This is a genomic window from Neolewinella litorea (assembly GCF_004803465.1).
Lineage (GTDB): Bacteria > Bacteroidota > Bacteroidia > Chitinophagales > Saprospiraceae > Neolewinella > Neolewinella litorea.
Window position 1 is genome coordinate 1,323,734 of sequence record NZ_SRSF01000001.1, and the last position, 20,852, is coordinate 1,344,585.

Below are 20,852 nucleotides of genomic sequence, written 5' to 3' on the forward strand. Positions count from 1 at the left end.
CATGCTGGAGGCAACCAATATCAGAAAGAGTTACGGAGACCTGGAAGTGCTACGGGGGGTCGACCTAAGCATAGGTGCCGCCGAGGTGGTCAGCATCGTCGGCAAGAGCGGGGCCGGCAAAAGTACCTTACTGCATATCCTGGGCACACTGGACCGCCCCGACCGCGGCCGTCTGCTCATTGGTCAGGAGGACGTGTTCGCGATGCGCGACAAGCGTCTGGCCGCCTTTCGCAACGAACGAATCGGGTTCGTCTTCCAGTTTCACCATTTGTTGCCGGAGTTTACCGCGCTGGAGAACGTATGCATCCCCGCCTATATCGGCAACCGCGACCAGGTGGCGGCCGAGCGCCGCGGGCGGGAGTTGCTCAGCTACCTTGGGCTCGCCAATCGGACCACCCATAAGCCCGCCCAGATGAGCGGGGGCGAACAGCAGCGGGTTGCCGTGGCCCGCGCACTCATGAATGAGCCCGCCATTGTCTTTGCCGATGAACCGAGCGGCAATCTGGACTCCGTAAATTCACAGGAGTTGCACGAACTGCTGTTCCGCCTGCGGGAGGATTTCGGTCAGAGTTTCATCATCGTAACCCACAACGAAGAACTGGCCAGCATGAGCGATCGTCGCCTGGAAATGATCGACGGCATTCTGGTGTAATGTCCGCTATGGAAGACAAGGATCCCAAGACGAAGTCCGGAGAAACCACCCCCGGTCGGGGCGGAGTGCGCGAATGGTTCAGTGAGTTCATGAACCTGCGCGAGGGCACCGACCGGGAGGGGGCCGTAAAATCTATTACCAATGGGCGGATCATGCGGGGCAGCAATGCCTGGATGCTGGTATGCTCGATCATGATCGCCAGCCTGGGGCTGAACCTGAACTCCGGAGCGGTTATCATCGGCGCGATGCTCATCTCACCGCTGATGAACCCCATCCTGGGCATCGGCCTTGGGGTCGGCACCAACGACCGGGTCATGCTGCTCATCGCCCTGCGGAACTTCGGCATCGCCATCGCGATCGCGCTCATCACCAGTTCGGTTTACTTCCTGTTTACGCCGCTGGACATCTTTACCTCGGAAATGCGTTCCCGCACGGAGCCAACCGTGCTGGACGGCCTCATAGCGGTATTCGGTGGATTGGCGGGCATCATCTCGGTCACCCGGGCCGACAAGACCAACGCCATACCCGGTGTTGCCATCGCTACGGCCTTGATGCCTCCGCTCTGCGTGGCGGGCTACGGCATCACCGTAGGTCTGAAAACCGGTGGCGACTTCACCATCTTCTGGCGTTCCTTTTACCTCTTTTTCCTCAACTCCTTCTTCATCGCGGCTACGGCCTACGTCATCATCCGCTTGCTGCGCTTTCCCTTCCGCAAGTACATGAACAAGCAGGAAAGCAAGCGCAGCCAAATGATGATCGGCGTCATCAGCGTCCTGATGATCCTGCCCGGCTACTTTATCCTGCGCGATCTGATGAACCGGCAGCGGGAAACCCGGGCGGTAGAGCTGTTCACCGAACGGTATTTTCCTTCCAGCGCGAGCTCCTCGATTTACGACCGGCGCAATCCCCGCCGCCCCAGGCTAATCTTCCCGGTCACCAACCGACAAATCCCCCCAGACAGCCTGACGATCTACAGTGAAATGCTGCAACGACCGCCCTACAACGTTGCCGGGGCGCGGGTGGTGATCGACACCAGCTTCAGCCCCTCGGAGATAGCCAGCATCAAGGGGGAGCTGGCCACCCTCGACGACATCAACAACCGGCTACACTCTCTGGAGCAGGCCGGTGTAAGGACCGAGCGGGCGCAGAGCCAGATGGCAGAAGCCCTGCGGGGTTACCGCATGGACAGCCTGGATTTCGTCAATTTTTCTCAGCAGTTGATGCTGGCTTTCCCGGCGGTTACGGGGGTCCGCCTGGGGCAGGCCCAGAGTATGCAACGCAGTGGTCCGGACGACAAGATGCCTTACACCGAGCGACTGCCCCTCGTTAGCATAAGGGAGGGGGGCAGCCGGTTGGATGAGGCGGAGGCCGAGCGCCTGCACCAATTTATACAGGGCCAACTGAAACTCGACACCCTGGTACTGGTGCGGGAACACAACTGACCGGCAGCGGCAAACACCCCAGGTAAATATTCGGTTGGGGTGGCATGGGAGATGAAGTACGGGACCTGGGAACCATATTCGTTGAGTCCTGGAACAGTTTCCTGGAAGCGATCCCGGGGCTCATCCTGGCGCTGATCATCGTGATTATCGGTCTGTTTGCCGCCCGCTCCATCGCCCGTTTCTTCGGCTCCAAGATACTGGGCCGAATGGAGGACCCCCTGATGGGCCGGTTTCTGGTGACCACCCTGAAGCTTCTGATCATCATCGGTGCCATTCTGCTGGCCTTACGGGCCGCCGGCCTGGGAGGTATAGCCACCGCCCTGTTCAGCGCACTGGGCGCCAGCGCAATCATTCTCGGTTTCGCTTTTCGCGACATCGGCGAGAATTTCATCTCCGGCATCATCCTCGCGTTCAACCGCCCCTTCAATGTGAACGATACCATCCGCGTGGTTGACCACTTCGGCAAGGTCAAGAGCTTGCAGTTCCGCTATACCCACATCAAGACCTTCGACGGCAAGGATGTATACATCCCAAATTCTGACGTTCTGACGCAGCCGGTGCAGAACTACACCGCCGACGGTTTCATCCGTTACGACTTCATTGTCGGAATTGCCTACGAGGACGACATCCAGGGGGCCAAGGATGTCATTCAGGAAGTCCTGGATACCCACTACCGGATCATCCACGATGGGGACCACATCAGTTTTGTTGCCGAAGATACCCTGGCGGCCAGTACCGTCAACCTGAAGGTGTACTTCTGGCTCGATACCAAAGACTTTCGCGCCGGTGCCCTCCAAGTGCGGGGGGAAGTCATCCGCGACATCAAGAACGCTATCGACGCCAACCACTATAACCTCCCCGCTGACATCACCGAGATCAAGCTCTACGGCAGCGAGCGTGATATCCCGATCCGGGTGGAGTTTGACGATACCCCAAATTCCGAAGCCGAAAACCTTCCACGCCGCGCCCGCCCCAAAAAAAATGAGCCGCCCCGTACGTAACGAAGGCGGCCCACTTGGAGGTTGTTGGATCGGTCAGCCTAAGCAACCGCGATCTGGCGGGTGGTCTTAACGGCCTCTTCCCGCTTGGGAAGGGTCAGGCGCAATACTCCGTCGGTGTATTCGGCAACTATCGACTCGTCGTTGATGACGGTGTCGTTTAGCTTGAAGCGACGCGAGAAGTCCTGCAGCGAAAATTCCTCACGCAGGTAGCTCGGAGTTGCCTCGTCGCCGGTCTTTTCCGAAGTATAGCTGATCTCCAGTATACCATCGTACAGGTCTACGGTAAAGAGATCCTTCCGCCGGCCAGGGGCCAGCATCTCCAGGTAAAACCGGTCTTCTGACTCGCTGATATTCACGGGCGGATGACTGCGGCGCTCGGCCTGTTGATTGTCGTCGAAGAAACGATACGAAGCCGGGAACGGTCGGTTATAATTAATGAGTTTCATGGCAGATGGTTTGGTGAATGAATAATTCAATCACCCCCCAGGCAAATGCCGAACCAATCAACAAGCAGTTGCACTTAATGACATATTGTCACCCTTAATTGTTTTAAATGCGTCAAAATGTCACATCGCAGGAATTCACTCCGCCTGAATACTCGGCGGCCCGCCCTGCAAAGCAGAGCGGGCCGCCGAGTTGGAATCACATTTTCAACCGTTAAACCGGAGTACGCCCTTCCGGAAAGGGAATCACTAGGGTCTGGCCAGGATAGATCATATTGGGGTTGTCCAGTACGTCAGTGTTGGCGTTAAAAATGCGCTTGTAGTCCATGGGATCGCCGTAGTAGGTTTTGGCCATTTTCGACAGGCTGTCTCCTTTTTCTACGGTGTGTTTGGTGTAATACTCAGTATTGGTCACCTTGATATCGGCCTGAATATCGTGCGGATTCTCGCCGCCGACGCGTTTGATCTCGTCCCAGATCAGGTCCTTTTGCCGCTGCGTCTCTACCGTAGCGCCCAAATGGAGTTTGCCGGCAACTTCCTTCACGGTGGCGTTGCGGGCGTTCATTTCCTCGCTCATATTCAGCACACTGCGGTACTTCTGTTGTAGGTTCATTGGCGTTCTGTTGATGTGGTACGGCAACGGCCCGCAGGATTTAGTTGTTCTAGAGGTCGATCGTTTTTTCCACGGTCCAGTTGGCCCGCAGAGGCTCTATCTCAAAGCGTTGGACGGTCTCCGGTTGCAGACCGAAGCGCAGGTCACCTACGTCGTAGCGCTCATTGCCGTTGCTGTCGTAAATCAGCTCCATGCGGTAGGTAGCGGGCCGCAGACTCTTGTACTCGGCGACGTATTCGAATTGCTCATCGATGTATCGCCGGCTGCCCAACACTACCTGGTCGTTGCCGTCTATCAGACGGACGATGTAGTCAATGGTCGGATTCAGGTTGGTGAAGTAGATGACCAGGTCGCCGTACAACTCCCCGGAATCGACGTTCAGGTCAGCTACGATGGAGTCGCGGTTCTGTATGCCGTACCAGTCGCTGACGGCCCCGGGCAAAACCTCCAGTCGAAAGGGCACGGCGCCCGACCACGAGGCCCGCAGGCGCACCTCCGCCGGGTAGAGCGAATCGATCGAGTAGCTGAACGCTACGGGTGCCGGCAGGGTGTCGCGGTACAGGCGCACCCGTGCCGTATCGAGGGAGTCGACCGGACGGTTAAACACCAGCCGAATCCCTTCCCCCGGGTTCACCTTGCCCTTGGTTCGGTTGATCAGGGCCAGGGGTAGCGCATCGTCCACGCTGGCTTCCTCACCGGTGACGATAAGGGTATCCGCCTCAATACCCCGGCGCCCCACCAGCAGGGTATCCGGGCCGGGCTGCCGATAAAACAGCAGGAGGGTGTCGCCAAAGTTGTTGCGGCGGTAGGTTCGGGAAGCGGACAAGTCTACGCCCCCCGCTGCCTGGTTCAGGGTAAGTTTGATGACGCCATATTCCTCCAGATCGGCCTCCACGATCCGGGGGGAAATGGGTACCGGGGAGAGCCGCAGGGCTTCCAGTGCATTCTCCCCGTCGGTCACGGTAATGAGGCTGTCGAGGAAGCCCACGGCCAGCGGCGGAAATACCCCCGTGTAGTCGGCGTAATAACTGCGGGCCGCGGGGTTGCGCTGCAGGGCGACCACGCGGTAGCGTCCGGGCCGTACGTTACTTATGGTGTAGGTGCCGGCGGCGTCGGTCTGGGCAAAGTAGGTTGGATTCTGGGTGAAAACGGCGGTATCCGCCAAGTCGCTGTACAGGGTTACGGCGATTTCGTCGAGCGGTTCACCGGTAAACGCATCGACCACCGTGCCCGTAACGGAAGCGGTATCGAGGACGGGGCCGGTGGCGAAAACGAAGCGGAGGTTTTCGGTGGGGTTGCCCTCGTTCAGGTCCTTAATGGCTCCGCCGATGTTGACCACGTAGGTTACGCTGTCGCGCAGCGTCACGCCCTCCAGGGGAATCAGCAGGGTACGCCGCCGGAGGGTGGGCCGGTTGTCGCCTTCCAGTTCGATGGGCGGACTGATCAGGATTTCCTGCTGGGGGTCCAGTTCCACCCATTCGTCGAAGGTGAGTTCGATCCTGTCCGGACGGAAGTTGGTCTGGAAATTGGGGGTGGATTCCTCGAGCACCAGTACCGGCCCCACGGAATCGACCGGTCCGCCGTTGGGCGGGGAAGGAGTAGCGCAGCGCTGCAAACCAAAAAACTGGGCCAGCGTAAGGAGGGCCAGGGTGGAAAAGAACAGGAACTTGCGGATCAAAGCATCATTACTTGGGGGGTGCTACAAGGACGCCCGAGGGCCTGGCATGGTTGTCGGGATTCACGGCACCCGCGCTCCGGCGCCCGAAAAGGTATCGACGGCGGCAAGGACGGCGTAGTAAAGGGTAGCGACCAGGCAAACGCCCCGCCACAGCGGACTGGGTTCGGGATAATACCAGACGTTCATGATCGCCGCCAGGATAAAGGCCACGGAAGCCAGAAGCGTAAGTACCCAACAGCGACCCCCCCGGCTCGGGTAGGCAAAGAGAATGGGCAAAAAGTGCATCACGGCAAAGCCCAGTACAATGAGTACCAGCCACGTAGCGGACAGGTCCGGCAGGACGAAGACCAGGATGTACACCACCATGTTCCAGAGCACGGGAAAGCCCACGAAGTGCTTGCCGGAGGGGCTCACCATGCCTTCCATTCCGTAATAGAGCGCGGCCGACAGGAGCATGGCGAAGCAGCAAAACAGCCGTACCGCGTGGGGCAGGTCCATTGCCTCGTAAAAGAGATAGGCGGGCAGGATGGCGTAGGAAAAAAAGTCTATAACGTAATCGATCGTCATGCCGCTGACGCGCGGCAGCACTTCACGCACCCGGGCCAGGCGAGCCAGCGAGCCGTCGACGCCGTCAATGATCAGGGCCACCAGGATCCAGAGCATGGCCTGGCGAAAGTCGCCCTCGCTGACGGCCAGCAGTCCCATAAATGCGGCCAGTAGTCCGGAAGCGGTAAAAACGTGGACGGACCAGGCGGCAATTTTCTGCATCGGGGGTGGGTTACGGCGGTCAAGATAGGGACCGCGACGCCTTTCGCTGGGCCTTGCGCTCCCGTTTGGCCGCGCGTGCCTCAGCCTTGCGTTTCTCTTTGGCGCTCATGCGGTACCCTACCAGGTGCAGATCGCTTTTTTCGCGCAGTACGATACCGGCGGCTACCGAAGTGACGAGGGGGCCGAGCAGCGTGCCGAACACCGGTACCTTGAGCATAAGAAAAAGGGGCAGGCCCAACCCCATGCAAATGCCGATGTAGTTGCGCACCAGGTGTCGCATACTCTGCCGGATGGTGAGCCCGAACTGTTCGTTGTAGTTGTCGGCGATGGCGTAACCGAGAATTGTGGATTGCACACCGACGGCGAAGATCCATTCCAGACCGCCGGGAAGCAGCCCCCCTCCCACCCCGAGCAGTACCTCCTGCAGAATCAGGGCCATGATGGAAACCTGGATCATTCGGATCTGGGCATGCAGGAAGGGCCGAAACTGGTGGGCGGCCTCCGTGTCTTTCTGCACGATGATGCGCAGGGTACGGCGCATGAAGTGGTAAATGACCACTTCCAGCAGTACCAGTACTACCCAGTTGAGGGTGCCTTCGGACAAGCTTTGGTAGGCGTCCTGCACCAGTCGCATGATCAGGCTGTCGGAGCCCACGGCCATGGCGTACAGGGGGGCATCGGAATGGCTCTCGAACCAATCGACCACCTCAGTGATCATGAACAGCCCTACTAATACGCCGATCACCACCAGGGCGCGGGCCACCCAGCCGTACTGCCGCAGTCCGTACCAGAGCCGGTGGTTGATCATGAACCGCCACGCCCGGGGGAAGGTCATGAGCGTATAAAAGAACTCGTGGACGCCGTAGCGGAACCTGGTAATGCGGTCTCTTTCCATCAGCTCGACTTCTCGCTGCGGCAGCGGGTGAGCTCTTGTCGCAGGCGTTCATTTTCGGAGCGCAGCTGTTCAATTTCCTGCAGGCTCGCGTCGGTGGCTCCGTTGCCGTTGGGTGGGGCCTGATAGCTCTCCTCACGCGGCTCGGGCTCGTCCATACCGAGCCAACCCTTCACATTGGCCACCGGATCCTCACCGTTGAAGAGGGCCGCGGCGACGTAAACGATCGGCAGGGCAATGAGCAGAAAGATGATAAAACGGCTGAAAACGGTTAATCGGGTTCGTGGCATGGCTCGGTAATTTCTATCAAGATACGGGTGGTTCGGCTGGTTTCCGGTCCGCTACAAAGGTAAGTCTACTAACGCAGTGGGATATTAGACCGGCTGGGGAAGGCCGGGGTCAGAACCTATGGCCTGCCTTGCGTTATATTGCCGAACGAACCTATAAGACCCCGACGCTCTTGCCCACTGAAGCCTTTATCTACGACGCGCTGCGCAGTCCCCGGGGCCGCGCCGTCCACCCCGCCGACCTTTACGAGGTCAAGCCTATTGAAATCCTTTCCCAGTGCCTTTCCGCCTTCCAGCGCCGCAGCGGGCGGGACGACCTTCCGCCGGAAATTGACGACCTCATCATCGGGTGCAACACCCCGGCCGGCGACCAGGGTTACAATATTGCCCGCGCCGCCCTGCTCTATACGGGTTGGGGGCAGGCCCGGGGCGGACTGCAGATCAACCGGTTCAACACGAGCGGATTGGAAGCCATAAACCTGGCCGCCGCCCGCATCACCGCCGGTTACGGAAAGATCATCATCGCGGGGGGGCTGGAGGTCATGTCGCGGGTACCCACCTACCTCAACGGCGGCCCCATGATGAACGACCCGGCCACCGTCATCAACAGCCACTACATTCCCCAGGGCGTGGCGGCCGACCTGGTGGCCAGTACGCATGGGCTACTGCAATCGGACCTCGACGCCTACGCCCTGCGCAGTCACGCCCGCGCGGTTGCCGCCCGCGAATCCGGTTACTTCGCCCCCAGCCTGGAGCCCATCACGGATCAGAACGGGCTGCCCATTCTTTCCGAAGACACCCTCCCCGACGCCGGGCTCGACCTGGAACAGTTGGCGACGCTGGAACCGCGTTTCGCGGAGATGGGCCTGGCCGGCTTCGACGAGATGGCCCTGCACCGCTTCCCGCTCGTGGACCACGTGGGCCACGTACACACCAACGGCAATACGAGTCCGCCCGCCGACGGCTGCGCCCTGTGCCTGCTGGGCAACCGCTCGGCCGGCGAGCGACTCGGATTCAAGGCCCGCGCGCGGATCCGCGCCGTGGCAATGTCGGCCGTCGACGCGACCCTACTCACGGGCGGCGTCAATGCCAGCGACCTGGCCCTGGAGCAGGCGGGACTGAGCCGGCAGGATATTGACCTGTGGGAATTCAACGAAAGCTTCGCGGCCCCTTCCATCCGCTTCCAGCAGCGGCTAGGGATTGACGAAGACCGCATCAACGTCCTTGGGGGAAGCATCGCCCTGGGGGAACCCCTGGGGGCGGTGGGCGGCATGATGCTCTGCCAGATCCTGGACGAACTCGAACGCCGCGACCTCACCCTGGGTAGTCTGACCATCGACGCCGGGGCCGGGCTGGCCGTTTCCACCATCATCGAACGACTATGATCCATTACCGTAAGGACACCGATAATATCGTTACCCTCATCCTGGACATGTCCGGGCGGTCCGGCAACCTGCTGAACCACGAGATCGTGGCGGCATTCGCCCCGGTGATCCACCACCTCAAGCAGGAGAAGGCCGCCGGTAAGCTCAACGGGGTGATCATCACCTCGGCCAAGAAGGATTTCCTGGAGAGCGGCGACCTGGATTACCTGTACCGACTCAACGAACCGGCGCAGGCCTTCGAGGCCGCCCAACAACTCAAGCAGTTCCTCCGCGACGTCGAGGTGCCCGGCGTACCCGTAGCGGCCGCGATCAACGGCGACGCCCTGGGTACCGGTTTCGAACTGACGCTGGCTTGCCACTACCGCATCGTACTGGCGGATTCCGACCTCCGGCTGGGCCACCCGGAGGTCAAGATCGGACTGATCCCCAGCGGCGGGGCCATTATCCGGCTGATGTGGTTGCTGGGCATTGAACGGGCCTACCCCTTGCTGCTGGAGGGCAGGCGGTACAGTCCGCAGGAAGCGCTCAAGGTGGGCCTTATTGACGAACTGGCCGACACCCGCGAGGAGATGCTCATGCGCGCCAAGGCCTGGCTGCTCAAACACCACGACGTACGGCGCACCTGGGACGACCCGGACGGCGACATCCCCGGCGGCACGGCCGCCGACCCAAATTTGGGCCACCGCATCCGTCTGCTGACCGCGCGGCTGTCGGCCAAGACCAACGACCTCTACCCGGCCAAGCGCGCGATCATCGACCTGCTGGCCGAGGCCAGCAAACTGGACTTCGCCACCGCCTATCGCCTCGACAGTCGGTACTACGCGCGGGTGGCTACCGACCCGGTCACCAAGAATATGATCTCCACCTTTTGGTTCGACAAGCAGGCCGTGCGCGGTGGCGTGGGTCGGCCCAAGGGCTACGGCAAGTTCCGCGCCCGCCGGGTGGGCGTGATCGGCGCCGGCATGATGGGTTCCGGAATTGCCTTCCTCTGCCTGCGCAACGGCCTGGAGGTGATACTAAAGGACGTCAGCCAGCCCATTGCCGACCGCGGCAAGGAATACGTGGCCGAAAAGATCGACGAGTATACCGAGCGGGGCACCTTCCAGCCCGAAGACCGGGAGAAACTCCTCAGCCGGATCACCACCACCAACAGCAGCCACCTGTTCAAGGACTGCGATATCGTGGTCGAGGCCGTCTTCGAAAACAAGTCGGTAAAAACCAAAGTGACCCGGGAAGCCGAGGAGCACCTGGATGAGTATTCCATCTTCGCCACGAATACCCTTTCCATCCCCATCACGGAACTCGGCCGGGAAAGCCTGCGTCCCGAAAATTACGTAGGGCTCCACTTCTTCTCCCCGGCCGAAAAAACCTCCGTCGTGGAGGTTGTGGTGGGCGAGCAGACCAGCGACGAAACCGTGGCCCGGGCCTTCGACTTTGCGATCGCCATCCGAAAACTGCCGATCGTGGTCAAGGACAGCTGGGGCTTCTTTGCCGCCCGCGTGCTCAATACCTACATCCTGGAGGGCGTCACCATGCTGCGCGAGGGCTACCCCGCGGCGCTGATCGAGAATATGGGACGGCAGGCCGGCATGAAAAAAGGCCCCTTGGCCATGGCTGATGAGCTGGGACTGAAGCTCGTGCTGCGCTACGAACAACAAGCCGCCGAGCACTACGGCAAAAGGTACAAGCAGCATCCCGCGGTACCCGCCCTGACCACCATGCGGGAAGAGCTTGAACGCAGCGGAAAGAGCAAGCGCGCTGGCTTCTACGACTACGACGTGGAGGGTCAGGCCCGCCTCTGGCCCGGTCTGGCCGAACATTTCCCCGTGACAAAGGACGATTACAACCGGCGCCGCATGAAGGATCGCTTCCTCTTCGCCCAGGTTATTGAAGCCGGGTGGTGCCTACAAGAGGACGTCATCGAGCACATCGAAGCGGCCAACCTGGCCAGTGTGTATGGCTGGGGATTCCCGGGCTATACCGGCGGCGTCATGCGATATATCTACAGTTACGGACAGGAAAATTTCAAACAACGTTGCGCCGAACTGAAGGACCGCTACGGGCAGCGGTTTACTGTTCCCAAGTACCTGCGTGAACTGGACGCCGACAAACTCATTCCCCGTTCGCTATCACGCTGATGCGTGCTTGTCGATCACATCTGCCTATATTCAGGATGGATTATTGTAGATTTGGTTACGAACCTCCCTATTAATGCCGGATAATGCTTGCGATATTGGAGAGATCCTTGAAACGATCCCTATTCCCGGCTTCTTAGCCCACCTGGATGGTGGTATCGTCTACGCAAACAAGGCCATGATGGCCATTTCCGGACAGCCTGCCCTGGTGGACATGGACCGAACGGTCTTTGGGCTTGGTATTTTTCATAATCCCGCGGAATTCCGGGGATTCATCCAAAGCTTCAAACTCGGCGGCAGCACGCGACGCCTGGTTTTGCCCGTGGGTCGGCTCACCAACTCAGGGCGTCCGCTGGTACTCTTCGCCAGCCGGGTCAGCTACCGCCAGCACCCCGCCCTCTTCGGCGTCATCAGTCCGGCCACCTCGACCGGGGATGAGATCCTGCGCAGTGAACCCGACGATAACCTCGATGCACTGCTGGACAAAGTCGAGACCTACACGCTGCGGGTGCATCGCTCCGGACGGCTAATCCACCTGAATCTACCCCTGCTCATCGAACTCGGATACGACCGTAGGGAGCGCACCCCTCCACTGCGTCAGATCGACGCGGAAAACGACGCTCAGCGGCTTACCCAATTGATGGATTCCGCCCTGGTAAGGGGGGATGCCACCTACGAAACCTCCTTTCAGCGCAAGGACGGCACCCTCTTTCCGGTCAAGGTGGTCGTGAAACCCATCCGCAAGGTTGAATTCAAGGACCAGTTCATGCTGACCGCCTACGACCTCACTGAGCGGCGCAACCAGCAGCAACGCGAACAGGCCATGGAGATCAAGCTGGAACGCATGTCCAAGGAGTTGGAGCGCAGACAGCTCCTCATCAAGGAAAAGTTCGGTACACCGTCCGATTTTACCATCATCAGCAAGAGCCCAGCTTACGCCCGTGTCCTGGAGCAAGTCAATCAGGTGGCCGCCACCGACAGTACCGTGCTGATTACGGGAGAAACCGGTACGGGCAAGGAGCTCATCGCCCGGGCCATCCATGCCAAAAGCCTCCGGGCCAACCGCCCCTTGCTCATCCTCAACTGCGGGGCGCTCCCGGCCGACCTCATCGAAAGCGAGCTGTTTGGATACCGGCGGGGTGCCTTCACCGGGGCCCGGGCCGACCACCTCGGTCGTTTTGAACTGGCCGACGAGGGAACGCTATTCCTCGATGAGATCGGGGAGATGCCTATGCTGCTGCAAACCCGCCTGCTGCGCGTATTGCAGGATGGCGAATTCACCCCGCTGGGCGCAACCGAAAGCATACAAACGGACGTCAGGATCATCGCGGCCACCAACCGCAACCTGCGCAAGCGGGTCGCGGAGGGAACCTTCCGGTCCGACCTGTATTTCCGACTGAACGTCTTCCCCATTCACAGCCTTCCCTTGCGTGAGCGCCGCGAAGACATTCCCGCGCTGATCGACCATTTCATCCAGAAACACGCTCCGCCGAACCGGCCGCTTCCCCGGCTGCGGCCCCAGGACTTGGAGAAGTTGATCAACTACGATTACGAGGGCAACGTGCGGGAACTGGAGAACATCATCCAGCGCGCGCTCATCATCAGTACGGGCGACATACTGGAGGTTAACTACGAACGCCACGCCCGGTCATCCGCAGAACCTGACGGGGCGCCGGACAGCATTCCGGAGCCGGAGGTTTTGGATTTCGAGGAGATGCAGCGCCGTCACATCATGGCCGTACTGAGCATGACGGAAGGCAAAGTGAGTGGAAAGGGCGGGGCCGCGGAGTTGCTCGGGTTGAACGCGCAGACACTGTTCAGCAAGATGCGCAAACTGGGCATCAGCCGGCAGTCCACTAAGTATTCTCCACCACCTCAAAACTGATGTAGCGTAGGCGGCCACTGATGTAGACCGGACGGTAAAGTACCCGGCGCGGGTGGGCATCGTCCACCAGTTCATCTTCAGTGAAACGAATCTCTTCCATTGGGCTACCCTCCTTCAGTCGGTTCAACGCACGGCGAAACCGTTCCAGACCCGCGGGGCGAATGAAATCGCTCAGGTAACGATCTGGGTATTGGTCCGGTGAACGGAGGTGCGTGGGCATGTGATTGACGAGGATCAACTGTTCGTCGAGGTTGATAAGCCCCGCGTCCTGCTGCAGGTAGCTGAGCGTTTTCTTGTACTGGTCGATGATGGCGGTAGACTGCCGGCGTTCCACCTCGAACTCGGTAATGTCCTGAACCATTACCATTACCTGATTGACCTCGTTGTCTTCCGGCCGGCTGCCGACCTTGACGATGGGCAGCAGTTGCAGCTTTAAATAGAGCAGTTGGTCGTCCGGGTCACTGATCGTGATGGACAGCTGACCAATCTCCTGGTCGTTAAAGGTTGCCCGGAGGGTTTCACTGAATTTGACCTTGTCCTCAACTTCCGTGATCAAATCGGCGAAGTAAATACCGACCAAGTCCTCCCTCGACCGCCCGGCCAGCGGCCGGTTGATTTCCTCGATGCGGCTGTTCTCGCGCATGATCCCGATCGTCTCCTCGGTATTGTTAAAAATGGCGGCGTACTTCTGCGCCATGTCGGTGAGGCGCCGGCGCGTAGTTACCAGGTCGTTGATGTCCACGAAGGTGATCACCACGCCTTCCACCCGGTGCTGATCAGTGACGTAGGGCAGCATGCGCAGCAAGTAGAAATTGCCATGGCGGTCCTCGATCTCCTGATCGTGCCGGGAATTGGTCTGCAGGACGAAATGGCAGAGTTCCTCGATATTCAGGTTATCGAAGGGGGTAGAGAAGGAGGTGATCGGCCTTCCCAGGTCCGTCACGTGCAGGTCGAACTGCTGCCCCATGCCAGGGGTGAAGCGACGTATCCGGAGTTGATTGTCCACGAAGATCGTACTGATCTGCGTGCTCTTCATCAGGTTGTGAACGTCGTTATTGATGTTATTAAGCTCCTCGTTCTTGCGTTGAAACTCGGCGTTGACCGTATAAAGCTCCTCGTTTACCGACTGAAGTTCCTCATTGGCGCTATGCATTTCCTCGTTGGAAGCCAGCAACTCTCGGTTGCTGGACTGCAGTTCCTCGTTGGTGGCCTCCAGCTCGTTGTACAATTTCTGCGCGCGTTGCTCGCTGAGCATCAATTGATTCTCCAGCACTTCGATCTTCTCCCGCAGTTGCCCGTCGGGAGTAAACACTTCCTCGGTACTAGAATGGCTGGCTACCTCCTCCGGCTCCACGGCAGCGGGAAGAAACTCGATCATGGCGACCGGCGATTCAGGCTGTGCAACATCCTGCAGGCTGAAGCGTACGCGGAGGTACCGCGGGGCAGACTTGGAATCGGCAACGTTTATCCGCTCGAACGCGCCACTCTTGCCGGTACGCAGAATGCGGTCGACCCCGGCGGTCAGCAGGTTGCGAGCCTCGTCATTCACCACGGATTGCAGGGTGAGGTGGGCATTAAAGCGGGGCAACCGCAGCATCCCGTTAAAGTCTCCGTTCAGATAAAGGATGGTGTAGTGCTGGTCCACAAACAGCGTGGCCGGCGCGTACCGCTCGGAGAGAAATCGGGCAAATTGGTCCATAATCGTGGGGCCGAGCTTAGCGGCCGGCCAGGCAGTCGAATTCTCCCCGTCCGGAGCGTCCTTCAGCCGGTAAGGCGTGAGCGGCAGTTGCCGGCCCCGAGGGAGCGGGTTCTCCTGTGGCGGTTGAATCCGTTGGGCGGATCGGGCATGTTCGCCCTGGCGCTTGCGGTAGATCTTCCAGCGGCGGTTGATGTCGGTAAATGCCCGTTGCAGGCTACCCAGGCTTTCGCTGGGCCCCAGCATCAGCACCCCGGTCGGATTGAGGCTGAAATAGAAGTTGTTCAGGATCCGTTGCTGGTCCTCCCCGTTAATGTAAATCAGGAAATTGCGGCAGGAAAGCAGGTCGATCCGGATGAAGGGCGGATCATCCAGCAGGTTCTGTACTGCGAACAGGACGTGCTCCTTCAGTTCCTGACACACTGTGTACCCTTGGGGCGAGCGCACGAAATACCGCTGCAGCCACTCCGGCGGCACGTCGGCCGCGATATGGTCCGAATAGACTCCTTCCGCGGCGGTAATGATGGCCCTGCGGTCCACATCCGAGCCGAAAATTTTGAAGGGGCGGGAAATGCCGTGGGTCGTTAGGTAGTCGTGCATCAAAATGGCCAGGGTATAAACCTCTTCGCCCGTAGAGCAGGCGGGTACCCATATCCTCACCTCCCGGTCTTCCGCTACGGCGCATAACTCGGGCAATACGTCGAGCCGGATGCTGTTAAACGCTTCCTGATCGCGGAAAAAGCGGGTGACGCCAATCAGGAAGCTTTCGCGCAGCAACTGCAGTTCCTCCTCGTTGCCGAGGGCAAAGTTCACGTATTCCCGCAAACTGGAAAAGGAGCTCAGTAGGATCCGCTTTTCGATCCGACGCAGGATCGTACCCGGGCGATAGCGATTAAAATCAACTCGGGAGCTTTCGTTGACGCGGTCCAGGAGCGCCTGGCGCAACTCCGTCGGGCTGTAGCGCTCGGGTTCATCGGATGCATTGCCGTTGGGACTCCCCGTCTTCTGGATGAACGCGGCCAGGCGTCGGGCCAACTGGTCCGGCGGGAGCACCAGGTCCGGCAACTGGTCGCGCAGGGCGGCGCGGGGCATGTCCTCGAAGCGTGCCGTCTCCGCGTCCTGAACCATGACCATTCCGCCCCGGTCCTTCACTTCCAGCAGCCCCCGACTTCCGTCGGAGCCCATGCCGGACAGCAAAATCGCGATGGCGTCCTCCCCGTGCGCAGTGGCTAGTGTGGTAAAGAAATCGTCGATGGGTCGGTAGTATTCCGATCTGTCCGTAGGCCGGGGCAGGGTGCGAAGCGCGTATTTGTCCACCTGAACTTCCAGATCAGGCGCCCGCACGTATACGTGATCGGGCACGGGCACCGTAGTTTCCAGGAGCGGCACCACGCGTAGGGAGGTGACCCGTTGGAGGATCTCGGTAGAATAGCTTTCGTGGTCCGGCGACAAATGCTGGACCACCACGTAAGCCAGCCCCAGGCCGGACCGTAGTTCGGAGAAGAAGGATTCCAATGCCTCCAGGCCGCCGGCAGAGGCTCCAATGCCAACGATTCTTGCGGACATTAATCTAGTTTAAACGATTCACCTGACTGGTACGGCCTGCTCGGCGTCCTGGCCGGTGATTCCCATTACATACCAACATTGAAAACACCCACGATTCCCTTGGCCCTAACGATATGTTAAGGCAGGAGGTCGTAAACATAACAAATTCACCTCACGGAAGGGTATACGCCCCGATAGGTTTACAGCTTGAAGTTGGCCCAAATGGCCTTCCAGCGGTTCAGATACCGCCGATCGGTGCAAGTATCTGAGATCATCATGGCGCCCAAACGAACCTGATAAGAAATCACTTCGGGCAACAGCGCGTTATGGAGTTGCTCAAGTTCGCGCTTGAAGCCACCGTCGGCCCGCTCCAGCTCCCGCCGAAAATACGCCAGCTTCTGCCGCGTAATGCGCCAACTCTGCTGGAGTTCCAGCCGGAGCGGCAGGGGCATCGGCAGATCCTCCGCCAAGGCTACTACCTGGGCGCTCTGCTGGTCAAGAAGGTTGATGTAGTCGAGGGTGTTGTGCTGAAAGTCAGAGGAAGTATCCTGAATACTGGACATAGGGTGGTGTATTTCTGAACCTGCAGCTTTGCAAAAATCATGCCACATTCTTACATTACTCTATAACAGATATATAAACATCGATATTACAAACATATATTCTCCATTATCAAATCCGATACAATTCGAGAGCCGGTTTTTATTACATTTAGAGTTTTACGAAATATCGTATCCGTCCTCGTCCCCCGTCTCCCCCGCCTGCTCCCCCGCTACCACCCGACGGGTACGGCCCAATTGTTCCTGGATATCCTGCGCCCGCCGCCGATACCGCTTGACCACCGCCTCCGTCTCCGTTCCATCCAGTTGCTCGGCCATGCGGCTGAGTAAAAACCGGGTTTCCTCCAGCCACCGACTGATTTCCCCTATCGCCCGCTCGGTTTGGTCGCGCGTGAGGTTCAGCAGGGCCTCGGCCGTAAACACATGACCCGATGCACAGTCAAATTCCAACTGCCGGCGCGGCCCCCGCTGCTGCAGGGCGTGATGACATTCCGGGCAGGTAAGGGGTACGCTGCCCCCCTTATTGTCGTCCGATGGCGACGACGTTGAAGATCCGGTGCCGGTCGGCGCTGCGGATGATTCCCCCACCCCCTGCGCCGGCGCGGGGGAGTTGGCCTTCGGCGGACCAGTCACCGGCGTGATTTTTTCTCGGCTCAGCCTGCTCAGCAACGTACCGATCTCGGAAGTGGATATTACGTAATCCACGGAGGTATACCGCATCACCGCTTTCGGCATGTCGGGGAACCTTGCCTCGGCCGGATCCTGCACCACCGCGATCCCGCCGTTGCGTTTGACCGACCACATCCCCGCCGCTCCGTCGCTGAGGGCCCCGCTCAGCACAACCCCAATGACCCGCTCGCGGTACGTAAAGGAGGCCGAGCGGAAAAGGGCATCCACGGCCGGTCGGAAGCGGTTCTCCGGGGGGCCCATAGCCACCCCAACCCGATCTCTTTCCACGAGGAGGTGCCGGTCGGCGGGGGCCAGGTAGATTATCCCCGGCTTGATGACCTCTCCGTCCCGCGCCTTTCTTACGGTCATGCCGGTATGGGGCTGGAGCACGACGTCCAGGTTACTGTAATTATTGGCGGGCAGGTGCTGCACGATAAAGATGGCGATGTGCAAGTCATCCGGAATGCCCTTGACCAGGGTTACGAGTGCTTCAATCCCTCCGGCTGATGCGCCTACCACCACTACGTTTCGGAATGTCGTCTCGAGTAAATTCATAGTTGGGTTCAGGCGGCGGTGCGCGGGTTTCGTGAAAATACAACAATGCCGGCAAGGCGGGTGCTGCCAAGCCGCTACCTTCACGCCCGCCCCAAGTTTGGCCCCCTTATGCTGATTCGCGAAATCACCCTTTTTCCGCTTCGCCTGCCCCTCCGCAAGCCCTTCGTTATTTCCCTGGGCGCGCTGACCCACGCCGAGAACCTTTTCGTGCGGGTGCGCACCGTCGACGGGCGGGAAGGCTGGGGAGAGGCCAGTCCCTTTCCCACCATCCACGGCGAGACACTGGACGGGGCGGTGGCCATTGGTCGCCACCTCGCGACCCGGCTGTTAGGCACGCCGGCCGATGCGGCACCCGCGTATACCGCCCTGATGGCCCGCGCCCTCCACGGCAACCACGCTCTGAAATCTTCCTTCGACCTGGCCCTGCACGACCTGGCCGCCCAGGCCGCCGGCCTGCCCCTCTACCGGTACCTGGGCGGAAGCGTTAACCGGACCCTGTACACCGATTACACGGTCAGCCTCGGCAGCAGGGAGCAGATGACCGCCGACGCCCGGGATATTGTGGAGCGGGGTTTCCCCGTGATCAAGATCAAACTGGGGGAGGATCCCCAGGCCGACATCGAACGGGTTGCCGCCATTGCCGCCGCGGTAGGACCCGACATCCCCTTGCGCCTGGACGCCAACCAGGGCTGGACCTTCGACGCAGCCGTGGTGGCGCTGCGGGGTATGGCCCCCTTCAACGTCCAGCACTGCGAGGCCCCCATCGACCGCTACGAATGGACCCGGCTGCCCGAACTGCGGCGGCTGAGCCCCATTCCGCTGATGGCCGACGAGAGTTGCTGGGACCACCACGACGCCCGACGCCTGACCGCCATCGGGGCCGTCGACCGCATCAACATCAAGCTGAGCAAATCGGGTGGCCTGCACACCGCCCGCAAGATCATCGAAACCACCGACCTGCCCCTGCAGGTAGGCGGCTTCCTGGAGTCGCGGCTGGGCTTCACGGCCGCCGCGCACCTGGCGTTGAGCAGCCCGCGGGTGGAGTTCTGCGATTTCGATACACCGCTGATGCACGCCGAAGATGTAGTGGAGGATGGCATTTCCTACGGCCCCGGCGGCACCGTTACGGTCCCGGAAGTGCCAGGGCTCGGCGCCCGGCTGCGCCCGGAATATCAATTACCTTCGTCCTGCCAAATAACAATTGCATGAATACCCGCCAGGAAAAAGACAGCATCGGCTACGTAGACGTACCCGCCGAGCGCTACTGGGGCGCACAGACCCAGCGCAGTTTCACCAATTTCGAGATCGGAGGCCAGTTGATGCCCCGCGAGGTCATCCACGCCTTCGCCGTCCTCAAGAAGGCCGCCGCCCGCACCAATGCCTCCCTGGGCGTACTGGAGCGTGGTAAATCAGACCTCATCGGGCGCGTTGCCGACGAGATCCTCAGTGGACAGCTCGACGAAGAGTTTCCGCTGGTGGTCTGGCAAACCGGTTCCGGCACCCAGTCCAATATGAATGTCAACGAGGTGATCGCCAACCGCGGGCACGTCCTGCAGGGGGGAGACCTGGCCGATGACCGGAAGGTGCTCCACCCCAACGACGACGTCAACAAAAGCCAATCGAGCAACGACACCTTCCCTACCGCCATGCACATCGCCGCCTACCAGATCCTGGTGGAGAACACCATTCCCGGGGTGGAACAGCTGCGCGATACCCTGCACGCCAAGGCGGAGGAGATGAAGGACGTCGTCAAGATCGGCCGCACCCACTTCATGGACGCCACGCCGCTTACGCTGGGCCAAGAGTTCAGCGGCTACGTCAGTCAGCTCGATCACGGTCTGCGGGCTCTGCGCAACACCCTGGACCACCTTTCGGAGCTCGCCCTGGGCGGTACGGCCGTCGGCACCGGGCTGAACGCACCCGAAGGTTACGCCGAGGCGGTGGCTCAGGAGATCGCCGACCTTACCGGTCTCCCCTTCCGGACGGCGGATAACAAGTTCGAAGCCCTGGCAGCCCACGACGCGATTGTCGAATCACACGGTGCGCTCAAGACCCTTGCGGCCAGCCTGACCAAGATCGGCAACGACATCCGGATGCTTTCCAGCGGACCGCGGTCCGGCATCGGCGAGATCATCATCCCGGCCAACGAGCCCGGCAGCAGCATCATGCCCGGCAAGGTGAACCCCACCCAGAGCGAAGCCCTGACGATGGCCATGGCCCAGGTGATGGGCAACGACGTAGCCATCAACATCGGCGGCATGACGGGGCACTTTGAGCTCAACGTCTTCAAACCCCTGATGATCTACAACTTCCTGGTCAGCGCCCGCCTGATCGGCGATGCGGCCCGCAGCTTCGAACAGAATTGCGCGGCCGGCATCGAACCCAACCGCAACCGGATCACCGAGCACTTGAACAACAGTCTGATGCTGGTGACCGCCCTGAACACCAAGATCGGCTACGACAAGGCCGCGACCATCGCCAAGAAAGCCTACGCCGAGGATACGACGCTGAAGGCCGCGGCGTTGGACCTGGGCTACCTGACCTCGGAAGAGTTCGACGCCTGGGTAAAGCCCGAGTCGATGATCTGATCCGGCAACCCGACGGTCCGTTCGGGCATTACACGCCCGACGGACCGTCGGAACAGCC

General features: G+C 60.1%; 17 protein-coding genes. 8 read left to right on the plus strand and 9 right to left on the minus strand.

Going from position 1 to position 20,852, the window contains the following annotated elements:
- Nucleotide 1: 1 nt before the first annotated feature.
- Genes E4021_RS05525 through E4021_RS05535 form a run of 3 tightly spaced genes read left to right on the plus strand, consistent with a single transcriptional unit; the run spans nucleotide 2 to nucleotide 3,095 of the window.
- The gene (locus tag E4021_RS05525) at nucleotides 2–652 is read left to right on the plus strand and encodes an ABC transporter ATP-binding protein (RefSeq protein ID WP_136457116.1); all 651 of its coding nucleotides are present in this window, start codon (nucleotides 2–4) and stop codon (nucleotides 650–652) included.
- On the plus strand, nucleotides 652–2,094 hold the full coding sequence (locus tag E4021_RS05530; protein WP_136457118.1) for a DUF389 domain-containing protein: 1,443 nt from the start codon (nucleotides 652–654) through the stop codon (nucleotides 2,092–2,094). The genes E4021_RS05525 and E4021_RS05530 overlap by 1 nt, the downstream gene beginning before the upstream one ends.
- A 44-nt stretch (nucleotides 2,095–2,138) precedes the next feature.
- The gene (locus E4021_RS05535) at nucleotides 2,139–3,095 is read left to right on the plus strand and encodes a mechanosensitive ion channel family protein (protein WP_136457120.1); all 957 of its coding nucleotides are present in this window, start codon (nucleotides 2,139–2,141) and stop codon (nucleotides 3,093–3,095) included.
- A 38-nt stretch (nucleotides 3,096–3,133) separates the two neighbouring features.
- On the opposite strand, the gene E4021_RS05540 is transcribed toward E4021_RS05535, so the two are convergent.
- The 6 genes from E4021_RS05540 to E4021_RS05565 form a co-directional block, all read right to left on the minus strand.
- A complete protein-coding gene (locus E4021_RS05540) occupies nucleotides 3,134–3,541 on the minus strand; it encodes an Hsp20/alpha crystallin family protein (protein ID WP_136457122.1) in 408 nt (135 codons plus the stop codon).
- A gap of 211 nt (nucleotides 3,542–3,752) precedes the next feature.
- The gene (locus tag E4021_RS05545) at nucleotides 3,753–4,151 is read right to left on the minus strand and encodes a LysM peptidoglycan-binding domain-containing protein (protein WP_136457124.1); all 399 of its coding nucleotides are present in this window, start codon (nucleotides 4,149–4,151) and stop codon (nucleotides 3,753–3,755) included.
- A gap of 49 nt (nucleotides 4,152–4,200) precedes the next feature.
- Entirely contained in the window at nucleotides 4,201–5,829 is a 1,629-nt protein-coding gene (locus E4021_RS05550; protein ID WP_136457126.1) for a carboxypeptidase regulatory-like domain-containing protein, read from the minus strand.
- Nucleotides 5,830–5,889: 60 nt separating this feature from the next.
- Nucleotides 5,890–6,597 carry a CDP-alcohol phosphatidyltransferase family protein gene (locus E4021_RS05555; protein WP_136457128.1) on the minus strand — a complete coding sequence of 236 codons (708 nt, stop codon included), beginning with the start codon at nucleotides 6,595–6,597 and terminating at the stop codon, nucleotides 5,890–5,892.
- Nucleotides 6,598–6,616: 19 nt separating this feature from the next.
- On the minus strand, nucleotides 6,617–7,492 hold the full coding sequence (locus tag E4021_RS05560) for a hypothetical protein (protein ID WP_136457130.1): 876 nt from the start codon (nucleotides 7,490–7,492) through the stop codon (nucleotides 6,617–6,619).
- The gene (locus E4021_RS05565; RefSeq protein WP_136457132.1) at nucleotides 7,492–7,779 is read right to left on the minus strand and encodes a hypothetical protein; all 288 of its coding nucleotides are present in this window, start codon (nucleotides 7,777–7,779) and stop codon (nucleotides 7,492–7,494) included. Before E4021_RS05565 ends, E4021_RS05560 begins: the two co-directional genes overlap by 1 nt.
- Before the next feature lie 128 nt (nucleotides 7,780–7,907).
- Between E4021_RS05565 and E4021_RS05570 the strand changes: the two genes are divergently transcribed.
- The 3 genes from E4021_RS05570 (at nucleotide 7,908) to E4021_RS05580 (ending at nucleotide 13,181) form a co-directional block, all read left to right on the plus strand.
- Nucleotides 7,908–9,161: an acetyl-CoA C-acyltransferase gene (locus E4021_RS05570; protein ID WP_246050229.1), complete on the plus strand. Its 1,254-nt coding sequence runs from the start codon at nucleotides 7,908–7,910 to the stop codon at nucleotides 9,159–9,161.
- Nucleotides 9,158–11,299 carry a 3-hydroxyacyl-CoA dehydrogenase NAD-binding domain-containing protein gene (locus tag E4021_RS05575; RefSeq protein ID WP_136457134.1) on the plus strand — a complete coding sequence of 714 codons (2,142 nt, stop codon included), beginning with the start codon at nucleotides 9,158–9,160 and terminating at the stop codon, nucleotides 11,297–11,299. Before E4021_RS05570 ends, E4021_RS05575 begins: the two co-directional genes overlap by 4 nt.
- 73 nt (nucleotides 11,300–11,372) lie before the next feature.
- Entirely contained in the window at nucleotides 11,373–13,181 is a 1,809-nt protein-coding gene (locus E4021_RS05580; RefSeq protein WP_136457136.1) for a sigma-54 interaction domain-containing protein, read from the plus strand.
- Here the strand turns inward: E4021_RS05580 and E4021_RS05585 are convergent.
- The 3 genes from E4021_RS05585 to E4021_RS05595 all read right to left on the minus strand — a co-directional run bounded on the left by E4021_RS05585 (nucleotide 13,153) and on the right by E4021_RS05595 (nucleotide 18,206).
- Nucleotides 13,153–16,443 (minus strand): CheR family methyltransferase, encoded by a 3,291-nt coding sequence (locus tag E4021_RS05585; protein WP_136457138.1) that lies wholly within the window; start codon nucleotides 16,441–16,443, stop codon nucleotides 13,153–13,155. The genes E4021_RS05580 and E4021_RS05585 overlap by 29 nt on opposite strands.
- Before the next feature lie 179 nt (nucleotides 16,444–16,622).
- Nucleotides 16,623–16,985 (minus strand): hypothetical protein, encoded by a 363-nt coding sequence (locus E4021_RS05590; protein WP_136457140.1) that lies wholly within the window; start codon nucleotides 16,983–16,985, stop codon nucleotides 16,623–16,625.
- Between the two features lie 156 nt (nucleotides 16,986–17,141).
- On the minus strand, nucleotides 17,142–18,206 hold the full coding sequence (locus E4021_RS05595) for a chemotaxis protein CheB (RefSeq protein ID WP_136457142.1): 1,065 nt from the start codon (nucleotides 18,204–18,206) through the stop codon (nucleotides 17,142–17,144).
- Nucleotides 18,207–18,314: 108 nt separating this feature from the next.
- Here E4021_RS05595 and E4021_RS05600 point away from each other — a divergent pair, with 108 nt between their 5' ends.
- Nucleotides 18,315–19,415, plus strand: coding sequence for a mandelate racemase/muconate lactonizing enzyme family protein (locus tag E4021_RS05600; protein ID WP_136457144.1), 1,101 nt, complete (start codon nucleotides 18,315–18,317; stop codon nucleotides 19,413–19,415).
- Complete coding sequence (gene fumC / locus E4021_RS05605) at nucleotides 19,412–20,794, plus strand: class II fumarate hydratase (RefSeq protein WP_136457146.1); 1,383 nt, start codon at nucleotides 19,412–19,414, stop codon at nucleotides 20,792–20,794. Before E4021_RS05600 ends, fumC begins: the two co-directional genes overlap by 4 nt.
- Nucleotides 20,795–20,852: the final 58 nt, after the last annotated feature.